The 22398-nt window shown below is 70.9% G+C and carries 21 protein-coding genes; 7 read left to right on the top strand and 14 right to left on the bottom strand.

Going from position 1 to position 22398, the window contains the following annotated elements; genetic code table 11:
- Positions 1 to 18 precede the first annotated feature (18 nt).
- Both ACZ55A_RS29065 and ACZ55A_RS29070 read left to right on the top strand, forming a co-directional pair.
- A complete protein-coding gene (locus ACZ55A_RS29065; RefSeq protein WP_468846089.1) occupies positions 19 to 759 on the top strand; it encodes an ABC transporter ATP-binding protein in 741 nt (246 codons plus the stop codon).
- A complete protein-coding gene (locus ACZ55A_RS29070; protein WP_468846091.1) occupies positions 741 to 1913 on the top strand; it encodes a hypothetical protein in 1173 nt (390 codons plus the stop codon). Before ACZ55A_RS29065 ends, ACZ55A_RS29070 begins: the two co-directional genes overlap by 19 nt.
- Before the next feature lie 189 nt (positions 1914 to 2102).
- Here the strand turns inward: ACZ55A_RS29070 and ACZ55A_RS29075 are convergent, their stop codons facing one another.
- Both ACZ55A_RS29075 and ACZ55A_RS29080 read right to left on the bottom strand, forming a co-directional pair.
- Entirely contained in the window at positions 2103 to 2534 is a 432-nt protein-coding gene (locus tag ACZ55A_RS29075; protein WP_468846094.1) for a protein-tyrosine phosphatase family protein, read from the bottom strand.
- 141 nt (positions 2535 to 2675) lie between these two features.
- Positions 2676 to 3116 carry a RidA family protein gene (locus tag ACZ55A_RS29080; protein ID WP_468846097.1) on the bottom strand — a complete coding sequence of 147 codons (441 nt, stop codon included), beginning with the start codon at positions 3114 to 3116 and terminating at the stop codon, positions 2676 to 2678.
- 131 nt (positions 3117 to 3247) lie between these two features.
- Here ACZ55A_RS29080 and ACZ55A_RS29085 point away from each other — a divergent pair, with 131 nt between their 5' ends.
- The 3 genes from ACZ55A_RS29085 (at position 3248) to ACZ55A_RS29095 (ending at position 6018) form a co-directional block, all read left to right on the top strand.
- Positions 3248 to 3655 carry a MarR family winged helix-turn-helix transcriptional regulator gene (locus ACZ55A_RS29085; RefSeq protein WP_468846264.1) on the top strand — a complete coding sequence of 136 codons (408 nt, stop codon included), beginning with the start codon at positions 3248 to 3250 and terminating at the stop codon, positions 3653 to 3655.
- Positions 3656 to 3665: 10 nt separating this feature from the next.
- A complete protein-coding gene (locus ACZ55A_RS29090; protein WP_468846100.1) occupies positions 3666 to 4877 on the top strand; it encodes an LOG family protein in 1212 nt (403 codons plus the stop codon).
- A 139-nt stretch (positions 4878 to 5016) separates the two neighbouring features.
- On the top strand, positions 5017 to 6018 hold the full coding sequence (locus ACZ55A_RS29095; RefSeq protein WP_468846103.1) for a DMT family protein: 1002 nt from the start codon (positions 5017 to 5019) through the stop codon (positions 6016 to 6018).
- A gap of 88 nt (positions 6019 to 6106) precedes the next feature.
- Here ACZ55A_RS29095 and ACZ55A_RS29100 read toward each other — a convergent pair whose 3' ends face one another.
- The 4 genes from ACZ55A_RS29100 to rlmN form a co-directional block, all read right to left on the bottom strand.
- Positions 6107 to 7192, bottom strand: coding sequence for an ABC transporter ATP-binding protein (locus tag ACZ55A_RS29100; protein ID WP_468846106.1), 1086 nt, complete (start codon positions 7190 to 7192; stop codon positions 6107 to 6109).
- Positions 7192 to 8934, bottom strand: a complete 1743-nt coding sequence (locus ACZ55A_RS29105; RefSeq protein ID WP_468846266.1) for an ABC transporter permease — start codon at positions 8932 to 8934, stop codon at positions 7192 to 7194. Before ACZ55A_RS29105 ends, ACZ55A_RS29100 begins: the two co-directional genes overlap by 1 nt.
- Positions 8910 to 9989, bottom strand: a complete 1080-nt coding sequence (locus ACZ55A_RS29110) for a thiamine ABC transporter substrate-binding protein (RefSeq protein WP_468846109.1) — start codon at positions 9987 to 9989, stop codon at positions 8910 to 8912. Before ACZ55A_RS29110 ends, ACZ55A_RS29105 begins: the two co-directional genes overlap by 25 nt.
- A 258-nt stretch (positions 9990 to 10247) precedes the next feature.
- A complete protein-coding gene (gene rlmN, locus ACZ55A_RS29115) occupies positions 10248 to 11354 on the bottom strand; it encodes a dual-specificity RNA methyltransferase RlmN (protein ID WP_468846112.1) in 1107 nt (368 codons plus the stop codon).
- Between the two features lie 183 nt (positions 11355 to 11537).
- On the opposite strand from rlmN, the gene ACZ55A_RS29120 reads away from it, so the two are divergent.
- Positions 11538 to 12329 (top strand): bestrophin-like domain, encoded by a 792-nt coding sequence (locus ACZ55A_RS29120; RefSeq protein ID WP_468846115.1) that lies wholly within the window; start codon positions 11538 to 11540, stop codon positions 12327 to 12329.
- Between the two features lie 232 nt (positions 12330 to 12561).
- Here ACZ55A_RS29120 and ACZ55A_RS29125 read toward each other — a convergent pair whose 3' ends face one another.
- The 5 genes from ACZ55A_RS29125 to rpsB form a co-directional block, all read right to left on the bottom strand.
- Entirely contained in the window at positions 12562 to 13728 is a 1167-nt protein-coding gene (locus ACZ55A_RS29125; protein WP_468846117.1) for a phosphatidate cytidylyltransferase, read from the bottom strand.
- Positions 13728 to 14285 carry a ribosome recycling factor gene (gene frr / locus ACZ55A_RS29130; protein ID WP_030413725.1) on the bottom strand — a complete coding sequence of 186 codons (558 nt, stop codon included), beginning with the start codon at positions 14283 to 14285 and terminating at the stop codon, positions 13728 to 13730. Before frr ends, ACZ55A_RS29125 begins: the two co-directional genes overlap by 1 nt.
- Before the next feature lie 176 nt (positions 14286 to 14461).
- Positions 14462 to 15232 (bottom strand): UMP kinase, encoded by a 771-nt coding sequence (gene pyrH, locus ACZ55A_RS29135; protein ID WP_468846120.1) that lies wholly within the window; start codon positions 15230 to 15232, stop codon positions 14462 to 14464.
- A 164-nt stretch (positions 15233 to 15396) separates the two neighbouring features.
- Positions 15397 to 16233, bottom strand: a complete 837-nt coding sequence (gene tsf / locus ACZ55A_RS29140; protein ID WP_468846123.1) for a translation elongation factor Ts — start codon at positions 16231 to 16233, stop codon at positions 15397 to 15399.
- Between the two features lie 108 nt (positions 16234 to 16341).
- Entirely contained in the window at positions 16342 to 17220 is an 879-nt protein-coding gene (rpsB, locus tag ACZ55A_RS29145) for a 30S ribosomal protein S2 (RefSeq protein WP_336051814.1), read from the bottom strand.
- 645 nt (positions 17221 to 17865) lie between these two features.
- Here rpsB and ACZ55A_RS29150 point away from each other — a divergent pair.
- Complete coding sequence (locus ACZ55A_RS29150; RefSeq protein ID WP_468846126.1) at positions 17866 to 18891, top strand: murein hydrolase activator EnvC family protein; 1026 nt, start codon at positions 17866 to 17868, stop codon at positions 18889 to 18891.
- A gap of 423 nt (positions 18892 to 19314) precedes the next feature.
- Here ACZ55A_RS29150 and ACZ55A_RS29155 read toward each other — a convergent pair whose 3' ends face one another.
- From ACZ55A_RS29155 to dprA, 3 genes are all read right to left on the bottom strand, one after another.
- On the bottom strand, positions 19315 to 19857 hold the full coding sequence (locus ACZ55A_RS29155) for a TetR/AcrR family transcriptional regulator (RefSeq protein ID WP_468846268.1): 543 nt from the start codon (positions 19855 to 19857) through the stop codon (positions 19315 to 19317).
- Between the two features lie 122 nt (positions 19858 to 19979).
- Positions 19980 to 20816 (bottom strand): RNA polymerase sigma factor WhiG, encoded by an 837-nt coding sequence (gene whiG, locus ACZ55A_RS29160; protein ID WP_468846129.1) that lies wholly within the window; start codon positions 20814 to 20816, stop codon positions 19980 to 19982.
- A gap of 361 nt (positions 20817 to 21177) precedes the next feature.
- A complete protein-coding gene (gene dprA, locus ACZ55A_RS29165) occupies positions 21178 to 22395 on the bottom strand; it encodes a DNA-processing protein DprA (protein ID WP_468846132.1) in 1218 nt (405 codons plus the stop codon).
- Positions 22396 to 22398: the final 3 nt, after the last annotated feature.

A 22398-nucleotide genomic window follows, 5' to 3' on the forward strand; every position in this document is an offset into this window, starting at 1 on the left:
CTATCAAGAGGTGCGCAGATGGTGGCCCCGCCTGACAACGACGTTCTCTGGGCCCGCGGCCTGCACCACACGTACGGTGGCACCATCGCCCTCGCCGAGGTCTCCCTCGGCGTCAGCGAAGGCGAGATCCTCGCTGTCACCGGCCCGCGCGGCAGTGGCAAGACGACCCTCCTGAAATGCCTCTCCGGTCAACTCGCCCCCGACGAGGGCGAGATCTGGTTCAACAGCGCCCCCACGCACACCCTCTCCTCCCCCAGCCGCGAGCGGCTGCGCCTGGACCGCTTCGGCTGGATCGACACCGAGCCGCACCTCGTCCCCGAACTCACCGCCTGGGAGAACGCCGCCCTTCCGCTGCTGCTGCGCGGCACCGGAACCCGCTCCGCCAAGCACACCGCCCTGGAATGGCTGGACCGCCTCGACGTCGGCATGTGTGCCCGCCGCCGCCCCCGCCAGCTCGACCAGTCACAGCGCCAGCGCATCGCCATCGCCCGCGCGCTCGCCGCCACTCCGCAGGTGCTGTTCGCCGACGAGCCGACCGCCCCGCTGCACCACTCCGACGGCATCCAGGTGCTGCGCACCCTCACCACCGCGGCCCGCTCGCACCAGATCACCGTGGTCCTGGCGACCCATGACGCCGAAGTCGCCACGCTCGCGGACCGGTCCCTCGCACTGCTCGACGGGCGCCCGTCGAACGCCGCACCCGCCGGCACGGGCTCCTCCGATGAGGAAAGCAGGGCAGCGTGCTCGCTCTCCGTCTAGCCCGTGGCTCCCACCCCCTCGTTCTGCTGCGCCGCCTCGGCGTGGCCACCGCCGCGGCCGGTACCGGCTTCCTCCTGCTGTCCACCATCGGCCATGCCGCCGGCCACCCGGCCGCGGGGGACGAATCGCTGCTACGGCTGCTGTGGTGCGCGGCGCCGCTCGCCGCCACCGCCCAGTTCGCGGTGTCCACGGCCCGTACGGATCCCGCCGCCCGGCTCCAGCGCGGTATGGCCGCCGCCGGTCTCGGTCCCCTGCGTCTCACCCTCCTCGCCACCGCCTCCACCGCGCTGACCTGCCTTCTCGGCGTCCTTCTCGCCCTGCTCGTGTTCCTCCATCTCCGCGGCGACCTCGGCGGCCCGGACACCGCCTCGTCCCTCGGCATCGACGCCGACCTCCTGGGCGCCGGCCACCCCGTGCCGCTCGTCGGCGCCTTGATGCTGCTGGCGCTCGTACCGCTGACGGCCGCCGCCGCGACCGCCGTCTCCCTGCGCCCCCGCGACGAGACGGGCTCCGTGGACGCCGAGGCCGGCCCCAGGTCCGCCCCGCCCTCCGGCCTGCCCTGGGGCATCGCCCTGGCCGCGGCGGGCCTGGCGATCGAGGCCTACACCAGCCGCAGCACCCCCGCCTCCGGCGGACTGCTCCCCCTCCCCGGCCGCCTCATCGGCAGCCCCCCGGGCGTACTGGCCGGCTGGGCCCTGTCCACCTTCGGCCTGGTCCTGGCCGGCCCCGGCCTGGTCCATCTGTGCGGCCGCCTCCTCTGCGCGGGCCGCCCCGGCGCGCTGCGTCTCCTGTCCGGCCGCGTCCTCCAGGAGGAGTCCCACCGCCTCGGCCGCCCGCTCGGCGTCCTGTGCGCGGTCGCCTCCGCCGCGTACGCCGCGGTCAAGGTCTACGAGGCCTCCCCCTCCCGTCCGTTCGGACCACTCACCGCCGTCGGCGCAGTGGTCGTCCTCGCCTGTGTCACGGCCAGCGCCCTCACCGCGGGTCTCGAATCCCGCGCCGCCCGCGCCCACACCACCGCCGCCCTACGCCGCCTCGGCGCCTCCGCTTCCGTCCTCCACCGCGCCGCCGCCCTCCGCACCCTCTCCCTCCTGATCGTGCTGACCCCGCTGACCTGGACCGTCGCGGAAATGGCGACCCTGCCACTGGTGCATTGAGCCGGGCAGCCTCGGACCTGAGAAGCCGTCAGGCCTTGGCCCTCGCCCGGCCACAGGGTGCCCCTGGCCCCTGCTTGAGCCCGGATCTCCGCCCAGGAGCCGTCGATGTCCTGAGGGGCCGGCGCAAGCCAGGTCGAACGGGAGCTGCGCACCGGCCCGTTCAAGAGGCAAGTCGGCCCGCCGTCACGGTCAGGCGGTGAAGCGGCGGACGTAGCGCTTCTGCCAGGGGGTTTCGACGGCTCGGGGGTCGTAGTTGCGGCGTACGAACTCCACTGCCTGGCCGGGCGGGACTCCGTCCAGGACGGCGAGGCAGGCGAGGGCGGTACCCGTCCGGCCGCGGCCGCCGCCGCAGGCGAGCTCGACCCGCTCGCCGTCGGCACGGTCCCATGCCTCACCGAGGAGGGCCCGGGCCTGGGCATGACTGCTCGGCAGCCGGAAGTCCGGCCAGCGCAGCCACCGGGCTTCCCAGGAAACCTCGGGTGGTTGCTTGCCCAGCAGATAGACGGCGAAGGTGGGCGTCGGCCCGGACGGCAGCGGATTGCGCAGCCCACGGCCCCGGATCAGCCGCCTGGAGGGCAGCCGCAGGACTCCGGTGTCAGTGGCCTTCCAGGTCTCGGTCATCCGCTCACGGTAGTTCCACGGGTGGGCCAGGAGCGGCCCTTTTCCGGCGGCGAGGTGACACATCGCCGTACGCAAAGGCACACAGAGCTCGGATGATCGATGCGGATCGGTGCCGTGCGGTGCGGCGCGTACGGCCCCGGCTCAGCTGCGGGCGAGCGCCGTGGCCTCGATCTCTATGCGCCAGTCCGGCTGGGCCAGCGAGGACACTTCGAGCAGAGTGTCCGCGGGATACGGCTGGGACAGGAACTCGCCGCGCAGCGTGAGGACATCGTCGAGGTGGGCCGCCATGTCCGTCACAAAGATGCCGACCTTCACCACATCGGCGAGCGAGGCGCCGGCTGCGGCCAGGACCCGTTCGACGTTCTTGAATGCCTGTCGTCCTTGGGTGAGGAAGTCGTCCGAGACCGTTCTGCCCCGCTCGTCGATCCCTGCCTGGCCCGACACATGGATCCATCCGCCTGCCTTGATCGCCTGCGAGATCCGGTACGGCTCGTACCAGTCCGGAGTGGTCGCGATGCGCTCGATCCGCGGCACGCCCGGAGTCTTCTCCGTCGCCGTGGCGGTCGTTGTCGTGGTCGACATTGGTGTGGGTCCTCCCCCTCAGGTCCATGCGCATACATTCCTTGCATGCACATACATAAGTTTCTGGTGCATGTACGCTGCTGTCAAGACCCCAGCGGAAACGGCGGAACGGCAGCGGAGAGCGGATGGCGATGGACGCGGAGCACTGGGACCGGCTCGGCACACTGCACACGCGCGTCGAGCAGGAGCTGGCACGAGCCCTGCAACAGCACCACGGCATCGGACTCTCCGAGTACCGTGCGCTGGCCCGGCTGGCGGAGTCGGACGACGGCGAGCTGCGGATGCAGGAACTCGCCGACCTCATCGGACTCAACCAGAGCTCTGTCAGCCGGCTGGCCTCCCGCCTGGAGTCCTCCGGCCTGACGCGCCGTGACCTCTGCCCCGACGACCGGCGTGGCGTCTACAGCGTGATCACGGACGAAGGCCGGAAGGTGCAGAAGAAGGCGCGCCCGACCTATGACGGCGCGCTGCGGGACGCGCTCGACGCGGCGTCCGCGGACGGGCACCTCGGACCCCTGGTGCAATCCCTGCGGTCCTAACATGGCGGGCGTGCAGCCGAATTCAGAGCCCCCAGCGCCCCGCCACCATGCCTTCCATGACGACGACCCTGGCCACGGCCACGGCCACGAGCACGAACACGACCTCGACCGAGCTCACGGCCAGGCCCGTACGGCCGACCGCGAGATTGAATCCCTCGAGGAGTTCGACCGGGTCGTCGCCTCGGGCAGCCTCGCCGGACACCGCGTCCAGTCGGTCGACCTGACGGACCGTTCCTTCGCGCTGCTCAGCACGGACACCACGGATTCCGTGTTCCTCGGCTGCCCCATGGAGCCGGACGCCGCCGCGAAGGTCCGTGCCGGGGGCGCGCTGGTCTTCCCGCCGATACCGGGCCTGCCGTTCGATCCGTACCGGGGCGGTCTGTACGGGCCGGACGAGCTCTTCGACGGACTGTCCGACGCCGGCTACGAAGCCACCCCGGACGCCCGCACCTATCACTGGTACCAGCAGACAAAGACGGACGGCGACATCTTCGCTTCGATGCTGCGCGGCATCCACGACGACGCGGTCTCCGACGCCCTGGACGAACACCTCGCCGGCGCCCAGGTGGTGGGCGTCATGGGCGGGCACGCCCTGGAGCGCGGCTCCGCCGCCTACGCGGGCGCGGCCCGGCTCGGCCGCCGGCTCACCCGCGACGGTCTGACCGTGGCGACGGGCGGCGGCCCCGGTGCAATGGAGGCAGCGAACCTCGGGGCGTACGCCGCGCCCTTCGAGGACGCCATGCTCGACTGGGCACTGGAACTCCTCTCCAAGGCACCGGGCTTCACCCCCTCGGTCACCGACTGGGCACAGGCCGCCTTCGACATACGCCGGAACCGGCCGGGCGGCGGCGCCTCGGTCGGCATCCCCACCTGGTTCTACGGGCACGAGCCGCCCAACGCCTTCGCGACCCATATCGCCAAGTACTTCATCAACGCGCTGCGCGAGGACGGGCTGCTGGCGCGCTGCACTGCGGGCGTCGTCTTCCTTCCGGGCGCGGCCGGGACCCTACAGGAGATCTTCGACAACGCGACCCCGAACTACTACGGGTCGCGGGGCGAGCCGACCCCGATGGTGCTGGTGAACCGCGCGCACTGGACCGAGAAGCTGCCCGCGTGGCCGCTGCTCCAAGCCCTCGCGGCGGACCGCCCCATGGCGGCCCGGGTCGCCCTGGTGGAATCGGTGGACGAGGTCCCGGAGGCACTGGCCCGTCTGCGGCCCTGACCCGCCGTAAGCCCTGGCCCGTCTCGGGGCGGGGGCGTCCGCACGATCTGTTTGCCTTCCGAGGCAACTCCCGTCCCGAAATGCGCGTCTGCCAGGCCAGGTAATGAACAGGTAATGCAGCGGGCGAACGGAGCTCTTGGTGATCATCGGCCTTCTGACGGCCGTAGCGGCGTCGGCCTGCTACGGCACGGGTTCGGTCCTACAGGCGGTGGGTTCCCGCAAGTCCGCCCGCCGGGAGGCGGCCAAGGCCACCACCACCAGCGGCGTCACCCAGCACGGCGGTCCCAGCCTCTCCTCCACCGCGAAGGCCGCGGTGACCTGGGAGTTCATGGTGGGCACGGTGCTGGACTTCGTCGGTTTCGGGCTCGGTGCGCTGGCGGCGAGGCTGCTGCCGCTGTTCCTGTCCCAGACCGTGATCAGCGCCAACCTCGTGATCACGGCCGTACTGAGCATCAAGCTCCTCGGCATCCGGCTCAACCGCGCCGAGTGGGGCTCCATCGCCGTCGTCTGTTCGGCGCTGGTGCTGCTCGCCACGGCCGCCGGGCCGGAGGGCAGCGGGCACACCCCGATCGCCACCCACTGGTGGCTGCTTGTCGCATCCGTCGTGCTCATCGGCGGCGGCACCCTGGTCGTGCGCCTGCTGGGCAGCCGGGCCGCGATCCTCGCCGGTCTGCTCTCCGGTCTGGGCTTCGGCGCGCTCGGCGTCGGCGTACGGGTGCTGAACGGCGTCGACCCCTTCCATCTGCCCTCCCTGCTCGGCGACCCGGCCCTGTACGCAATTCTCGTGGCGGGCATCGGCGGAATGTATCTGCACACCGTCGCCCTCCAGATCGGATCGGTGAACGGCGCCACGGCGGCGCTGGTGGTGGGCGAGACCGTGGTCCCCGGCATCCTCGGGGTGATGTGGCTCGGCGACGCGTCCCGGCCGGGCTTCGCCTGGGTCGCCGTGCTCGGCTTCGTCGTGGCGGTGGCCGGGGCGGTCGCGGTCGCGTGGTTCGGCGAGCCGGAGCCGACGGAGGCGGACGCCACGACGGCGACGGAGTCGGAGGCCATGGCGGAGGCGGAACCGGGCCCGGCGAGGGAGTCGGGCGCCGCCGCCGAAGCCCCGGGGCACCCCCTGGCGGCCACTCCCGAACGCTGAGCCTGCCAGGGCCTGCAAGGCACTGCCAAGGCTGCTTGCGCCCCGGCCCCTACTGCCCCACGACTTTCCCCTAGGCGGCCCCGTCCCCTTACTCCCCGTCCGCCTCCTCCGCATTCAGCACCACCACATCCGCCGCCGCGAAGGTGAGGCCGACCCGCTCCCCCACCTCCGGTGCGTCCGGCAGTGCGCAGGCCGCCTCCACCTGGGGGCCGGCGGCCGGCTGGAGGAGCAGCGCGACGTGCGTGCCGCGGAACGTCCGGGCCTCGACCGTGGCGGGCAGCCCGTCGGCAGCGGAGGTGAGCCGTACGCCGGCCGGGCGTACGAGCAGACGGCACGGGCCGTCCTGGGTGCCGTCCGGGACGGGGACCTTGCCCCAGGGGGTCGCGGCGGCCTCGCCCTGCACCGTCGCGCCGACGACGTTGTCGAAGCCGAGGAAGCGGGCGACGAATTCGGTGGCCGGGCGCTGCCAGACCTCCAGGGGGCTGCCGGTCTGGGCGATCCGGCCGTCCTGCATCACCACGACCCGGTCGGCGAGCGCAAAGGCCTCCCCCTGGTCGTGGGTGACGGCGAGCACGGTCGTGCCCAAGTCGTGGAAGAGACGGCGGAGTTCGACGACGAGCCGTTCGCGCAGTCCGCGGTCGAGCTGCCCCAGCGGCTCGTCCAGCATCAGCAGGCGGGGGCGCGGCGCCAGCGCGCGGGCCAGGGCGACCCGCTGCTGTTCGCCGCCGGACAGCGAGGCCACGGCGCGCCGCTGGGCTCCCGGCAGCCCGACGAGGTCCAGCAGCCCGGCGACCGTACGCTCCTGTTCGGCGCGCGAGGAGCCCCGCATCCGCAGCCCGAAGGCGACGTTGCCCGCGACATCGCGCTGCGGGAAGAGCTGGTGGTCCTGGAACATCAGCCCGACCCCGCGCCGGTGCGTGGGCACTCCCGACTGGTCCCGTCCCTCCAGCAACACCTGCCCCGCATCGGCCTGTTGGAGGCCGGCAACCACCCGCAGCAGGGTGGACTTGCCGCTGCCGCTCGGCCCCAGGACGCAGACGATTTCGTGGGCGGCGACATCCAGGTCCAGCGCGTCCAGCGCGGGCCGCCCGGAGGTGCCGAAGCGGACGGTCACCCCGTCCAGCCGCAGCAGCTGGTGCGGCGGCTGGGCGGCGGTCCCGGTCCGTGCCGTCATCAGAACTCCCCGGAATGGTCGGTTCGGGCGCGCTCCAGGGCCAGCAGGGCCCCGGCGCACACCACCATCAAGATGGTCGACAGGGCCATCGCCTGCCCGTAGTTGAGCTCTCCTGCACGTCCCAGCAGGCGTGCCACGGCCACCGGGAGCGTCGGCCGGTCCGGCCGGGAGATGAAGACCGTCGCGCCGAACTCACCGAGCGATACCGCGAAGGCGAAGCCCGCGGCGATCAGCAGGGCCCGGCGCACCATCGGCAGATCCACCTCGCGCCACACCCGCCATGGCGAGGCGCCGAGCACCGCGGCCGCCTCCCGCAGCCGCCCGTCGACGGCCCGCAGGACGGGCAGCATGGTCCGGACCACGAACGGCACCCCCACCAGGGCCTGGGCGAGCGGAACCAGCCACCACGAGGCGCGCAGATCCAGCGGAGGCCGGTCCAGGGTGATCAGAAAGCCGAAGCCGACGGTCACCGCGGAGACGCCCAGGGGCAGCATCAGCAGGGCGTCGAAGCCCCGGACGAACCGGCTGATCACCGGGGTCCGCCCGGACGGTCCGCGGCGCAGCCGGGGAAGGGTCAGTGCGGCGGCCGCCAGCCCGCCAACGACCAGGGCGATCACGGTGGCCGCGGCCCCGTAGGCGAGGGAGTTCCACAGCGCGTCCAGGGGGGCGACGGCAAAGGTGCTGTCGGCCGTGGCGGCGGAGCGCAGCGATGCGTAGAAGACCGCTCCGTAGCCGTCCGGCCCGGCGAACGACCGTTCCACGAGCACCGCCAGCGGCACGATGAGCAGGACGGCGATGACCAGCAGCGTCCCCCACAGCAGCGCCCACTGGCCGCGGCCACGGGGCCGGTGGGCGGTCCGCGCGGCGTCCACCAGCCGCAGGGCGGACTCCCTGCGGCGTACCGTCCAGGCGTGCAGCGCGAGTACGCCCAGCACCGCCGCGAACTGGATCATGGTGAGGACGGCGGCCGTCGGCAGGTCCAGGAAGTCCGCGGTCTGCCGGTAGATCTCCACCTCGAGTGTCGAGAAGGTGGGCCCGCCGAGAATCTGCACCACCCCGAAGGAGGTGAAGGTGAACAGAAAGACCATCAGGGCGGCGGCCGCGACGGCCGGTCCCAGCGCGGGCAGCGTCACCCGCCGCCAGGCCGTGAACCGGCCGGCTCCCAGCACCCGCGCGGCCTCTTCCTGCAGCGGGTCGAGCTGCGCCCACAGCCCGCCCACGGTCCGGACCACCACCGCGTAGTTGAAGAAGACATGCGCCAGCAGAATCGCCCAGACCGACGTGTCCAGGCGCAGGCCCCACACCTCGTCCAGCAGCCCGCCCCGGCCGAGCAGCGCCAAGAAGGCCGAGCCGACGACGACGGTGGGCAGCACGAACGGCACCGCCACCACCGCCCGCAGCAGCTGTTTGCCGGGGAAGTCGAAGCGCGCGAAGACATACGCGCCGGGCAGCGCGATCAGCAGCGTCAGGCCGGTCGAGGCGGCCGCCTGCCAGAGGGTGAACCACAGCACGTGCACGACATCCGGGTCGCTCAGCACCGCCCCGAACCGGCCGAGCTGCCACTGTCCGCCGTCCTTCAGCCCCCGCCCGACGATCGCCACCACCGGATAGGCGAAGAACAGCGCGAAGAAGGCGAGCGGCACCGCCATCAGGCCGAGCCGCACCGCCGTTCCCCGCGCCGGCCGTCCGCGCCGGGCCCCGTTGGCCCGGTCAGGCGTTACTTCAGAACGAGCGAGGACCACTGCTTGATCCACTGTTCACGGTTCTTGGTGATCGTCTCCGGGGCCAGTGTGGCGGGCTTGTCGATCGTCGTGCCGTACTTGGTGAACAGCTCCGGCACCTTGGCGTCCTTGCGTGCCGGATTCACGAACATCTGCAGCGGCTCGTCCTCCTGGAACTTCTTGCTCAGCAGGAAGTCCAGCAGCGCCTTGCCGCCCTTCTCGTTCTTCGCGCCCTTCAGCAGACCACCGAATTCGATCTGCCGGAAGCAGGTGCCGGTCGCGACCCCGGTCGGCGCCTCCTTGGGCGCGGGCTTCTTGCCCAGCACCTCGGCGGGCGGGCTGGAGGCGTAGGAGACCACCAGCGGCTTGTCGCCCTTGCCGTGGCCGGCCGCGGAGCCGGAGAACCGCTCGTTGTAGGCCTGCTCCCAGCCGTCGACGACCTCGACGCCGTTGGCCTTGAGCTTCTTCCAGTAGTCCTGCCAGCCTTGCCCGGTCCCGTACTTGGCGATGGTGGCGAGCTGGAAGGCGAGCCCCGGCGAGGAGGTCGCGGAGTTCTCCGTGACGAGCAGCCCCTTGTAGCGGGGCTTGATCAGGTCGTCGAAGGTCTTCGGCGGCGCGATCTTGTGCCGGGCGAAGAAGCCGCGGTCGTAGTTGACGCAGATGTCGCCGTAGTCGAGGGGGGTGACTCGGTGCTCGCCCTTGTCGAGCTGGAGCTCCGCCGGGACGTTCGCCAGCCCCTTGGCCTCGTACGGGCTGAACAGACCGGCGTTCAGACCGCGCGAGAGCAGGGTGTTGTCGATCCCGAAGAGCACATCGCCCTGCGGGTTGTCCTTCGACAGGATCGCCTGGTTGACGGCCTTGCCGGCGTCCCCGCCCCTGAGGACCTTCACCTTGTAGCCGCTCTCCTTCTCGAAGGCGGCGAGAACGGACTTGGAGGCGTTGAACGAGTCATGGCTGACGAGCGTGACGGTCTTGGCGTCCGCGCTCCCGCCGTCCTGGCTGCCGCACGCGGCGAGTGCGGTCATGCCGACCGCGGCCGCAACGGCGCTCGCGGTGATCCTGCTGGTGGTGCTCACTGATGTCCTCCTGGCTGGCCAGGAAGAGACGCGGCCCTGCCCCGGGTCCGCGGCTCGCGACGTCCGAGGACGTACGGAGGGGACCCGGGGCAGGGCGCAACAGCATGAGTAATGACCGAACTTCCTACCCGGAATGACCCGGGCGAGGTTCAAGGGTCTGCGGGCACCGTATGGCTACGGCGCTACCGCACTCTCAGCGCTGTGGCGCTCCCCTGTCGGAATGTGCATTTGTTCGAGCACACCGTACCAGCGGGCAGGTCAGCGTTCCGAGGCCGCGAGCTGCCCGCAGGCGCCGTCGATCTCCTGCCCACGGGTGTCGCGGACGGTCACCGGAACCCCGTGCGCCTCGATGGCCTGGACGAACGCCCGCTCGTCCTCGGGGCGCGAGGCGGTCCACTTCGACCCGGGTGTCGGGTTCAGCGGAATCAGGTTCACATGGACCCGCTTGCCCTTCAGCAGCCGCCCCAGCAGGTCACCGCGCCAGGCCTGGTCGTTGATGTCCCGGATCAGGGCGTACTCGATCGAGATCCGCCGCCCGGACTTCTCCGCGTACTCCCAGGCCGCGTCCAGCACCTCACGCACCTTCCAGCGCGTGTTGACGGGGACGAGCGTGTCCCGCAGCTCGTCGTCCGGCGCATGCAGGGAGACGGCCAGCCGGCACTTGAAGCCCTCGTCGGCGAACCGCAGCATCGCCGGCACCAGACCGACCGTGGAGACCGTGATCCCCCGCTGGGACAGCCCCAGCCCGTCCGGCTCGGGATCCGTCAGCCGCCGGATGGCGCCGACCACCCTCTTGTAGTTGGCCAGCGGCTCGCCCATCCCCATGAAGACGATGTTCGACAGCCGCGCCGCGCCGCCCGGCACCTCGCCGTCGCGCAGCGCCCGCATCCCGTCGACGATCTGGTGCACGATCTCGGCGGTGGACAGGTTCCGGTCCAGCCCCGCCTGTCCCGTCGCACAGAACGGGCAGTTCATCCCGCAGCCGGCCTGCGAGGAGATGCACATCGTGACCCGGTCCGGGTAACGCATCAGCACGGACTCGACGAGCGTGCCGTCGTGCAGCTTCCACAGCGTCTTGCGGGTGGTGTCGTTGTCGCACGAGATATGCCGGACCACATTCATCAGGTCCGGCAGCAGCTCGCTCGCCAGCTTCTCGCGCGCCGCCGCCGGGATGTCGGTCCACTGCGCCGGGTCATGCGCATAACGGGCGAAGTAGTGCTGCGAAAGCTGCTTGGCCCGGAACGGCTTCTCACCGATCGCGGCCACCGCTTCGCGGCGCTCAACAGGACTGAGATCGGCGAGGTGCCGAGGGGGCTTCTTCGCGCCACGGGGCGCGACAAACGTGAGTTCTCCGGGTGCAGGCATGGTGGATCCAGTGTCGCAGATCGTTTACGGGAGCCCAGGCCGGAGTGGTGAGGCGACGGTCACCCGCTGTGCTCCTCTGCCATCGGCGCCGAAGAGATGACGAGGGCGTGTCCGCAGTCCGGTGCGTTCGTTGGCCACCGCGCCGGTGGTGGCGGGTGTGGGGTACGTCAGGAGCGTGGAACAGTGACCCGTTGGATCGTGATCAACGTCCCTTCCTGGTTGCTGCTGGCAGGGCTCATCGTCGGTATCGCCGGCGGGACAGCAGCCGTCCAGGCGATCGTCCGGCACCGTTACCCACGCCTCAAGCAGGGCGAGCACAACGAGGTCGCCACATTCCTGTTCCCCGTCATCGCCGTCGTCTACGGGTTCCTCATCGGCTTCATCGTCCTCGCGCTCTGGGGCCAGGTGAACTCGGCGGACCAGACGACGCGCACCGAGGGCTCCGAGGCGGTGCACATGGCCATGGGCCGCGACGCGTTCGGCAAGACCGAGAGCGCCCGGATCCGGCAGGGCCTGAGGGAGTACGGACGCGCGGCGGCGGCCGAGTGGTCCCGCGCGGGCCTCGGCGCCACCACGCCCGAGGCCGAGAACGCGCTGAACCGCCTGCACAGCACGTACGAGCACATCAGGCCGCGCAGCGATACCCAACGGGCCTTCCTCGCCAGCTCGCTCACGTCCCTGAGGGAATTGAGCGTCGCCCGCACGGAACGGCTGCTCGCGGCGCGCAGCAACATCGGCCCGCCCCTGTCCTTGTGGATGGTGATCTTTCTGACCAGCGGGCTGGTCCTCGGGTTCTCCGTCGTCTACGGCTCCGAGCAGACCTGGATGCACTACGGAATGGTCGGGGCGGTGAGTGTCCTCGTGGCCACCAACCTGTTCCTCGTCACGGAACTGTCGTATCCCTTCCTCGGCGAGTTCTCCACGTCGCCGGAGCCGCTGAAGGTGCTGGTCCAGGTCGTGTCGTCGCCCCGGTAGACCGGAGGGCGGGGCGAGGCCGTCGATCGCGGTGACGCCCTCTCATGCCGGCACAACTCGTAGTGCCTCGCTGTGCAGCACCGCGACGCTGAGGTGCCGCAGAGACGCGAAAAGGGGCCTGCCGCACAGCGCGGCAGGCCCCTCGTGGGCCTCGGGCGGTCCCCGCTGAGCGCAGGGAACGATCAGCGCGAGTACGCCGACACGCCCTCGCTCACCTGGAAGAACCTCATGCTCAGCCCGACCCCACGAAGATCACGTACAGCAGCCAGACCACCGGGGCGGTCGGCAGGAGGGAGTCGAGGCGGTCCATGATCCCGCCATGGCCGGGGAGCAAGGTGCCCATGTCCTTGATGCCCAGGTCGCGCTTGATCATGGATTCGCCGAGGTCGCCGAGGGTGGCGCTGACCGCGACGGCGAGGCCGAGCAGCAGGCCCTGCCACCAGACGCCGTTCTTGATCAGGAACTGCATGCACACGGCGCCGGCCACCATCGCGAAGAGCACCGCGCCGAGCAGGCCTTCGCGGGTCTTGCCGGGGCTGATGCGGGGGGCGAGCTTGTGCCTGCCGAACCGCCAGCCGACCGCGTACGCGCCGGTGTCGCTGACGACCGTCAGCAGCAGGAAGGTCAGCACCCGCTGCGGCCCGTCGGCCTCCGCGGCGAGCATCAGCGCCACGAACGTCGCCAGGAAAGGCACATAGATCGCCGCGAAGACGCCGGCGGTGACGTCCCGCAGGTAGTTCTCGGGGGCCTCGGTCATCCGCCAGACGAGGACGGCCAGGGCGGTGAGCGCCATGGCCACCCATGCGCCTTCCGCGCCGCGTACATATCCGGCGACCACCATGGCGGTGCCGCCGACCGCGAGCGGCACCAGCGGCACCTTGATGTCCTTGCGCTCCGCCAGCCGCGAGGTCAGTTCCCACAGCCCGACGACGACGGCGATCGCGATCACGCCGATGAAGAGGGGCTTGTAGACGAAGAGCGACGCGAGGATGACCGCGCCGAGACCGACACCGACCCCTATCGCGGCACGCAGGTTGCGGCCCGCGCTCTTCTTCTTCGGCTTCTCTGAGTCCGGCGAACGGTCGGACCCGGGAAAGGAGGGGGGCATGGGCTCCTGCGGCTTTTCGTCGCGGAACAGGGGGCCGCTCCGTCGAGCAGCCCCCCGGTCGTCCAGGTGGTTCCGGCTGTCCCGGATCTCCCGATGTTCCCGGTCGTCGTCCTGGTGTCCGCCTGGCTCGGGCACGATGGGCATGGGCCGAGTCTGCGCCGCGTCGGCCCACTCGTGCACGGGACCCGCCGAGGCGGGGGGCGCCACCCCGCGAAGCGAGGAGGCCGGTCCATGGTCGGGCGGTCCCCATCGACCGGCGGCGGGCGGGGCCCCCCAGGATGACTCGTTCATCAGACCTCGAGGAGCTCGGATTCCTTGTGCTTGAGCAGCTCGTCCACCTGCGCGACGTACTTCGCGGTGGTGTCGTCGAGCTCCTTCTCGGCGCGGCGCACCTCGTCCTCGCCGCTCTCCTTGTCCTTGACGAGCTTGTCGAGGGACTCCTTGGCCTTACGGCGGACGCTGCGGATCGAGATCTTGGCGTCCTCGCCCTTGTTCTTGGCGACCTTGATGAACTCCTTGCGGCGCTCCTCGGTCAGCTCGGGGAAGGTCACCCGGATGATATTGCCGTCGTTGCTCGGGTTGACGCCGAGGTCGGAGTCGCGGATGGCCTGCTCGATGTTGCGCAGCGCGCTCTTGTCGAACGGGGTCACCACGGCCATCCGCGGCTCGGGTACCGAGAACGACGCCAGCTGGTTGATCGGCGTCATCGCGCCGTAGTAGTCCGCCACGATCTTGTTGAACATCGCCGGGTGCGCACGCCCGGTGCGAATCGCGGCGAAGTCCTCCTTGGCGACCACGACGGCCTTCTCCATCTTCTCCTCGGCCTCGAGGAGGATCTCTTCGATCACCACTTGCTCCTGGTCTTTTCGGTAAGAAGCAGAGCCTCGCCCCTGCCGCGCGTCTTCTCCTGCACGGTGTCCGACCGGCAGGCAGTTGTCCATCCCCGTACCGGGGATCTTCCCCCGGCGGGGAGCTGCCGCCCGTACGGGCCGATGCCCGTACGGAATCGCGGCAGTTGGGGCCGTCAGGCCCGGGTGTCCTGATCGCTGACGAGCGTGCCGATCTTCTCACCCTTCACCGCACGCGCGATGTTGCCCTCGGCGAGCAGTTCGAACACGAGGATCGGGAGCTTGTTGTCCCGGCACAGCGTGATGGCGGTGGCATCGGCGACCTTCAGGTCGCGGGTGATGACCTCGCCGTATTCGAGGGCGTCGAACTTGACCGCGTCGGGGTTGGTCTTGGGGTCGGAGTCGTAGACACCGTCGACACCGTTCTTGCCCATCAGCATGGCCTCTGCGTCGATCTCCAGGGCGCGCTGGGCGGCGGTGGTGTCGGTGGAGAAGTACGGCATGCCCATGCCGGCGCCGAAGATGACGACCCGGCCCTTCTCCAGGTGGCGCACCGCGCGCAGCGGAATGTACGGCTCCGCAACCTGGCCCATGGTGATCGCCGTCTGGACGCGGGAGTCGATGCCTTCCTTCTCCAGGAAGTCCTGGAGGGCCAGACAGTTCATGACCGTGCCGAGCATGCCCATGTAGTCGGAGCGGGCCCGGTCCATGCCTCGCTGCTGGAGTTCGGCGCCGCGGAAGAAGTTGCCGCCGCCGATCACGATGGCGATCTCGTAGCCGTCGCGTACCACGGCGGCAATCTCGCGGGCCATCGCGTGCACGACGTCGGGGTCGACGCCCAGCCCGCCGCCGCCGGCGAACGCCTCGCCCGACAGCTTCAGCAGGAAGCGTCGCCTGCCGCCGTGACCGGCATGGTCTGTGTGCGCGCCGTCGGCACCGTGATTCATTGAGCTCTCCTCGTGCACATACGAAGAAGGCCATTGCCGTGGGTCTGGTCCAGATCCCTCTGCGGCAATGGCCTCCTCGTCACATCTGCGGCCGGCCGTTGAGCGGCCGACTGCGTACGACCCTAGCGGGGTCGTAGGTCATTCGCTGCCTTCGCGGCAGGCTCTCAGATGCCGACCTTGATGCGCGAGAAGCGCTTCAGGGTGACACCGGCCTCCTGGAGGACCTTCTCGACGGACTTCTTGTTGTCGAGCGCGTACGGCTGGCCGAGCAGCGTCGCGTCCTTGAAGAAGCCGTTGAGGCGACCCTCGACGATCTTCGGCAGGGCAGCCTCGGGCTTGCCCTCCGCACGCGTGGTCTCCTCGGCGACGCGGCGCTCGGCCTCGACGACCTCGGCCGGGACGTCCTCACGGGAGAGGTACTTCGGCGCGAAGGCGGCGATGTGCTGAGCCACGCCCTTGGCGACCTCGGCGTTCTCCTTGTCGAGCTCGACGAGGACACCGATCTGCGGCGGCAGGTCGGGCATGGTGCGGTGCATGTACGCCGACACGTAGCCGTCGGAGAACTGCGCGAAGCGGTCCAGGACGATCTTCTCGCCCAGGGTGGCGTTGGCCTCGTCGACGAACGCCTGGACGGTCTTGCCGGGCTCGATCTCGGAGGCGAGCAGGGCCTCGATGTCAGCCGGAGCGGTCTTCGCGACGTGCGCGGCGATCTCGTTGGCGACGGCCTGGAACTTCTCGCCCTTGGCGACGAAGTCCGTCTCGCACTTCAGCTCGACGATGACACCGGAGGCGTTGTCGTCCGCGATCAGGGAGACCACCGCACCGTTCTCGGCGGAGCGGCCCTCGCGCTTGGCGACGCCCTTCTGGCCCTTGATGCGCAGCGCCTCGACGGCCTTGTCGACGTTGCCCTCGGCCTCGTCCAGGGCCTTCTTGCAGTCCATCATGCCGGCGCCGGTGAGCTCGCGGAGCTTCTTGACGTCAGCGGCGGTGTAGTTCGCCATGGTCTGTGAGTCTCTTCTCGAAATCTCGAAGTCGAAAGATCTACGGGTGGACGGCGGGGGCGGCGCTCGCCGCGCCCTCCCCCGCCGTCATCAGCCGGATGCTGCGGGTCAGGCCTGCTCGGCGTCCGCGGCCGGCTTCTCGGCCTCGGCGGCGGGGGCCTCAGCAGGCTTCTCCTCGGCCTTGGGGGCCTCGTCGTCAGCCTTCTTCTCGCCCTCGAGCAGGTCGCGCTCCCACTCGGCCAGCGGCTCGGCGGCAGCGGCCTTCTCGCCGGGCTTCTGGTCGCCGGTGGCAGCGCCGGAGCGGGCGATGAGGCCCTCGGCGACGGCGTCGGCGATCACGCGGGTGAGCAGGGTGACGGAGCGGATCGCGTCGTCGTTGCCCGGGATCTTGTAGTCGACCTCGTCCGGGTCGCAGTTGGTGTCGAGGATCGCGACGACCGGGATGTTGAGCTTGCGCGCCTCACCGACGGCAATGTGCTCCTTCTTGGTGTCCACGATCCAGACGGCGCTGGGCACCTTCTGCATCTCGCGGATACCGCCCAGGGTCTTCTCCAGCTTGGCCTTCTCGCGGGAGAGAACCAGGAGCTCCTTCTTGGTGAGGCCGGAGGCGGCCACATCCTCGAAGTCGATCTGCTCGAGCTCCTTCAGGCGCTGCAGGCGCTTGTAGACGGTCGAGAAGTTGGTCAGCATGCCGCCGAGCCAGCGCTGGTTCACGTAGGGCATGCCCACGCGGGTCGCCTGCTCGGCAATGGCCTCCTGGGCCTGCTTCTTCGTGCCGACGAACATGACGGAGCCGCCGTGGGCGACGGTCTCCTTGACGAACTCGTAGGCGCGGTCGATGTACGACAGCGACTGGAGCAGGTCGATGATGTAGATGCCGTTGCGCTCGGTGAAGATGAAGCGCTTCATCTTCGGGTTCCAGCGGCGGGTCTGGTGCCCGAAGTGGACGCCGCTCTCCAGCAGCTCCCGCATCGTGACGACGGCCATGGCCGTACTCCTTGTTGTTCTCGGTTCCACTGCGACCGGTCGGCCGCGGTGCCTGACGCCCCGACGCGCCTGCCGGGGAAGACACCTTGCGGAGTCGTCCGAGGACCGAGGGACGCGGCCGTCGTGCTGCCCGAAAGGGACTGCTGCACTGACGGCGGGGCGTGCGAAGTCGACCCGGTGACCCGGATCGCCATCAGAAGTGTACGGGACTGCCGATGCACCGGGCGACACGCACCATTTCGAACCCCAGGCGGGTGAGCACCGTGGACTGGCCGGGTGACGGACGGGGGCCGGGCGAGTGAGAGCCGGGGTCTGGGGCGCGGCGGGATCTCGACGGTAGCTCTGTGGGCTCTCGTCGCCCGCTCGGTGGGTCTCGACGCTGGCTCGGTGGGTCTCGGCCCTGGCTCGGTGGGGGCCCGGTGGGGCGGAGCCCCCGGGGCGGGTGACGCCGTTGTCCACAACCGGCCCGTTATCCACAACTACGGACCAAGATCCCCACGCCACGGCCGACTGCGCCAGGGTCGAGACATGCGACAAGACATGCGACAAGACAAACGACAACCGCGACGAGAGACCGGCGCGACGGTCCGGTCAGCTCTCGGATGCCTGCGCGGCAGGAGTACGGCGGACCGCCACAGGCAGCGCATGGACCGAGACCGGTGCCGACCACGACGCAGGCCAGGTACAACAGTCCCGCCCAGCCCCCGAGCAGGCTTCGGACCACCGACGCCCTTACCGCCGGCACCACACAGGGAGCCGCACGCCTACGGCCCGAGCTGCTTCTTTCCGGCCCGCGCGGCGGCCGCACTCCTGGCCCCCGCAACAGCTGCGGTGCTCGCCGTGCCGGCCGTGCACCTGGCTCTCCCGCTCACTCCCGCCGCCGCTCCGGCCCTGGCCGCAGCCGCGGAGCCCGCGGGAGGGCATGAGCGCACCCATGAGCCGGCCCATATCGATACGCAGACACCCGCTGACCAGGCCTGGCCGGTGGCGGACCGGGCCTGGCCGGTGAAGGGGAAAGGGCCGACAGGCATACGGCCCACCGTGTTACGCGGCTGGGAGCCGCCGCCCGCCCCCTGGGCATCCGGGCACCGGGGCGTGGACCTGGCCTCATCCGCCGGCGCGACGGTACGGGCCGCCGCGCCGGGCCGGGTGGCCTTCGCCGGGAACGTCGCCGGCCGCGGCGTCCTCACCATCGAGGTCTCCGACTCTGGCCGCCCTCCCCTGCACACCACCTACGAACCAGTGCGCGCCACCGTTCGGAAGGGCCAGCGCGTCACGGCGGGCCAGCCCGTTGCCGTCCTCCAACGCGGCCCGTTCCACTGCCGCGCGCCCTGCCTCCACTGGGGGCTGCGCCGCGGCAAGACGTACCTGAACCCGCTGACGCTGCTCCCCGAGAGCATGCGCACCAGCGGCCCCTCCCGACTGCTACCGCTCTTCGGAGTCCCCGTACCACCGGACGGCTTGACGCCCTCCCGGCCACCAAGACCACCGCCCACACCAGCACGGCCAGAGCCAATGGCCCAGCAAGGACGGACGGCCCCATCGGGTACGGCACTGGCAGCAGCGGTCAGCCTCGCGGCGGTGGCGCTCTGGGCACTGGGTCGGCTCTCCCCCGGTCGGCCGTCGGAGCGGAAGGAGCGTGATCGGCCGGTGAGGCGTGGGGAGCGTTAGGGCCAGGGGCGAGCGTGAGCGGGCGGGGAGGTGGGGGCAGGGGCAGGACCGGGGCAGGGCCGAGGCGGGGGATCCGATGCAGCGGATCTGATGGTGAGCGATCGCGGGGCCGGCGATGACCGGGGCGTGAGCTGCGGCGCGGGGCGTGAGAGCGGGCGGGGGCGGGCACGGCCAGGGGGCTCTCCTGCTGCGGAGGTGACAGCTCCGGCGGGGTGGCAAGCCGAGCAAGGTGGGGCCGCATGGCTCATTGCGCCAGCACCCGCCAGACCATCCGGCCGATGCCGCTGCGGGCTGCGGGCTGCGGGCTGCGGGCTGCGGGCTGCGGGCTGCGGGCTGCGGGGCCAACGAGGGGTGGGGTGGGAGGGGGCGGGGCCCCGGGGGGGGGAGGGAGAAGCAGGGGCGGGAGGCGGGGAAGGGCCCCTGTCAGGGGTGGGTTACGCCGTGGAGGGCCATACCGACCGCTGCTTCGGTGATGTCGTTCGGGTCTTCCGCGGCGCCGAGTTCGATGCGGCGGACCGCGGCGTCGACGACGCCCTGGAGGAGCATGGCCGCGAGCCGGGGCTGGGCGTGGCCGAGGTCGGCGAGCGCTTCGACGATCATGGCGATGAGGCCGCCGTGTGCCGCGCGGATCTTCTCGCGTGCGCCCGCGTCCAGTTCGCCGGCGGAGATGGCGACGACAGCACGGTGGCGGCGGTCGCCGACCAGTGCGAGCTGCCGGCGTACATACGCCTCGATCTTCTCCTCGGGCGTGTCGGCGCGCTCCATCGCCGCTTCGACCTCAGCGGCCCATACGGGGAAGTCGACCGCGCACAGCTCTTCGACGACGGCCGCGCGGGAGCGGAAGTACTCGTACACGGAGGAGCGCGCGAGTCCCGTGCGTTCGGCGAGGGCGGGGAAGGTCAGTGCTTCCGTTCCGCCCTCGGACAGCAGGGTGCGGGCGGCGTCCAAAAGGGCGCCGCGCTGCATGGTCCGGTGCTCGGCCACAGAGGCCGCTCGAATCCTGGGCACGTCACCACTCTACGGATGGCGTGCCGGGCGCGGCACTCCGCATGGCCACTCGGCGTGGGCGGCGGGGCTGCGCGAGTGCTTCAGCGTCCGACGTCGGCGAGCTTCGCCCGGAGCTGGAGTACGGACTTGGTGTGGATCTGGCTGACCCTGCTCTCCGTGACGCCGAGCACGTTGCCGATCTCGGCGAGGGTGAGGCCTTCGTAGTAATAGAGGGTGACCACGGTCTTCTCACGGTCGGGGAGGGTGTTGATAGCGCGGGCGAGGAGCCGGCGCAGTTCGCGGTCCTCGGCGATCTCGACGGGGTTCTCGGCGGCCGTGTCCTCGAGGGTGTCCATCAGGCTCAGCCGTTCGCCGCCCTCGCCGCCGACGTGCAGCAGCTCTTCCAGCGCCACCACGTTCGCCAGGGAGAGCTGGCTGAACACCCCGTGGAGTTCCTCCAGCGCAATGCCCATCTCGTCGGCGACCTCCGCCTCGGTGGGGGTGCGGCGCAGCTGGGCTTCGAGGGTGGCGTAGGCGCGTTCGACGGCGCGGGCCTTCTGCCGTACGGAGCGCGGGATCCAGTCCAGTGCGCGCAGTTCGTCGATCATCGCGCCGCGGATGCGGGTGATGGCGTAGGTCTCGAACTTGATGGAGCGTTCGGGGTCGAACTTCTCGATGGCGTCGATCAGTCCGAAGACGCCGGAAGAGACGAAGTCGGCCTGCTCGACGTTGGGCGGCAGGCCGACGCTGACGCGGCCGGCGACGTATTTGACCAGTGGCGAGTAGTGCAGGATCAGCTGTTCCCGCAGCCGGCCGTCGCCCGATGTCTTGTAGGAGCGCCACAGCTCGTCGAGGGAGCTGGGCGGGGCGGGGCGCACGCTGCCGCGTGCGGCAGGTGGTACTGCCGCACGGTCAGACCCGGAGGTGTGCTGGGGCATTCGTCGCCTTGAGCCGTTCTGCCGAGACGCGGGTGGATGGATGTATGAGGGTTGAATTGCCTGTGAGCGTAGCGTGACCGGAGTGTCGCGGTGCGCGAGGAGCGCAGGTTCGGGGGTGCGCAGATACGTTCCGCTGCCCGCACCTCAGGGTTACCTCGTACGGCGTGTCGACACCCGGAAGCGGTGCCGGACGGGGGCGCTCGGGGGGCCATGCGTACGGATGCGGTGATACGGCGGGCGCGAGCGTGTGCGCCCGTTGCGCCACTTCGCCGTCTCTCCACGGGGCGCACCCATGCGCCGAAGCGTGGCAAACCTGGATTCTGCGGTCATTCCCCTCACCCTTTCACCCGTTCGCCCCAGGTCAAGTACCGCCTCGCCGGGAACCGTCGGTCGTCTCGGCGCGTCGCGCCAACTCCCAGCGGTCGCCGCACCTTTGAACGAATCCGAGGGACAGCAGCTCTTGGAGCTTGGCGTGGGCGAGGTCGCGGGGTGTGCCGGCTTCCCGCGCCAGGTGGTCGGTGTCCGCGCTGGCGCGGGCGGGCAGCGCCTCCAGTACGCGGGCTGCCACGGGGTCCAGGAGGTCGCGGACGAGGGTCGGTCCGCATCGCTCGGGGGCTAGGTCGCCGATGCTGCCGACGAGTTCGATGACTTCGTCGGCGTCGGTTACCACCGTGGCCTCACCGCGCAGGAGTTGATGGACACCGGCGGACAGACCGCTGGTGACGGGGCCCGGCATGCCCATCGTGAAACGTCCGAGGGCGAGTGCGCGCCGGGCGGTGACCAGGGAGCCACTGCGGAGTTCGGCCTCCACGACGACAGTTCCTCGGGTGAGTGCGGCGATCACGCGGTTGCGCTGGACGAAGCGGCTGCGGGTGGGGTGGTCGCCTGGTGGTAACTCGGCGACCACCAAGCCTTGTTCGGCGATCCGGCCGATCAACTCGGTGTGGCCGCGCGGATAGGCGTAGTCGACGCCGGAGGCGAGTACGGCGATGGTGGCGCCGTCCGCGGCGAGCGTGCCGCGGTGGGCCGCACCGTCGACTCCGTATGCGGCGCCGGAGGCGACGGTCCAGCCGCGTTCGGCGAGTCCGGCGCCGAGGGTGGCGGCGAGGTGGGCGCCGTATTCGGTACAGGCCCGGGCGCCGACGACGGCGACGGAGCGCAGCGCCCACAGACGGAGGTTGGCCTTGCCGCGCACCCAGAGGCCGATGGGGCGGCCGTCACCGAGGTCGTCGAGCTGGCGGGGCCATTCGTCGTCGCCGGGGCAGATGAAGCGGCCGCCCAGGGCGGTGACCGCAGCGAGGTCCTCCGCAGGGCGGGCCCGGGCGGCGCGCAGTCTCAGGCCTGTGACCTTGGCCGGGCTTGCGCCAGGGGGCGGGTCGGCGTCCTCGTCGGAGAGCGCGTGCCACAGGGCCACCGGCCCCATGTCGCGCAGCCACCGTCCGGCGCTTTCGTCGCCCGGTTCGAGGATCCGGGTGAGGGCGGCGCGGGCCGTGTGCTGTGGTTCGCAGGCCGGGCGGGGAGCCGGTGGGTGTCCGGTGGGCTCGCCGGTGGCGAAGCCCCATGCGTCGATGCCGGTCATGGT

It is taken from the genome of Streptomyces sp. NPDC034111, from assembly GCF_055575375.1.

Coding starts and splice junctions, on each gene's coding strand:
- rlmN (WP_468846112.1), bottom strand. CDS start 11,354: ATGCCTGCACCCGGAGAACTCACGTTTGTCGCGCCCCGTGGCGCGAAG.
- ACZ55A_RS29075 (WP_468846094.1), bottom strand. CDS start 2,534: ATGACCGAGACCTGGAAGGCCACTGACACCGGAGTCCTGCGGCTGCCC.
- ACZ55A_RS29125 (WP_468846117.1), bottom strand. CDS start 13,728: ATGAACGAGTCATCCTGGGGGGCCCCGCCCGCCGCCGGTCGATGGGGA.
- whiG (WP_468846129.1), bottom strand. CDS start 20,816: ATGCCCCAGCACACCTCCGGGTCTGACCGTGCGGCAGTACCACCTGCC.
- ACZ55A_RS29065 (WP_468846089.1), top strand. CDS start 19: ATGGTGGCCCCGCCTGACAACGACGTTCTCTGGGCCCGCGGCCTGCAC.
- rpsB (WP_336051814.1), bottom strand. CDS start 17,220: ATGGCCGTCGTCACGATGCGGGAGCTGCTGGAGAGCGGCGTCCACTTC.
- tsf (WP_468846123.1), bottom strand. CDS start 16,233: ATGGCGAACTACACCGCCGCTGACGTCAAGAAGCTCCGCGAGCTCACC.
- pyrH (WP_468846120.1), bottom strand. CDS start 15,232: ATGAATCACGGTGCCGACGGCGCGCACACAGACCATGCCGGTCACGGC.
- ACZ55A_RS29085 (WP_468846264.1), top strand. CDS start 3,248: ATGGACGCGGAGCACTGGGACCGGCTCGGCACACTGCACACGCGCGTC.
- ACZ55A_RS29150 (WP_468846126.1), top strand. CDS start 17,866: ATGGACCGAGACCGGTGCCGACCACGACGCAGGCCAGGTACAACAGTC.
- ACZ55A_RS29155 (WP_468846268.1), bottom strand. CDS start 19,857: ATGCAGCGCGGCGCCCTTTTGGACGCCGCCCGCACCCTGCTGTCCGAG.
- ACZ55A_RS29080 (WP_468846097.1), bottom strand. CDS start 3,116: ATGTCGACCACGACAACGACCGCCACGGCGACGGAGAAGACTCCGGGC.
- dprA (WP_468846132.1), bottom strand. CDS start 22,395: ATGACCGGCATCGACGCATGGGGCTTCGCCACCGGCGAGCCCACCGGA.
- ACZ55A_RS29100 (WP_468846106.1), bottom strand. CDS start 7,192: ATGACGGCACGGACCGGGACCGCCGCCCAGCCGCCGCACCAGCTGCTG.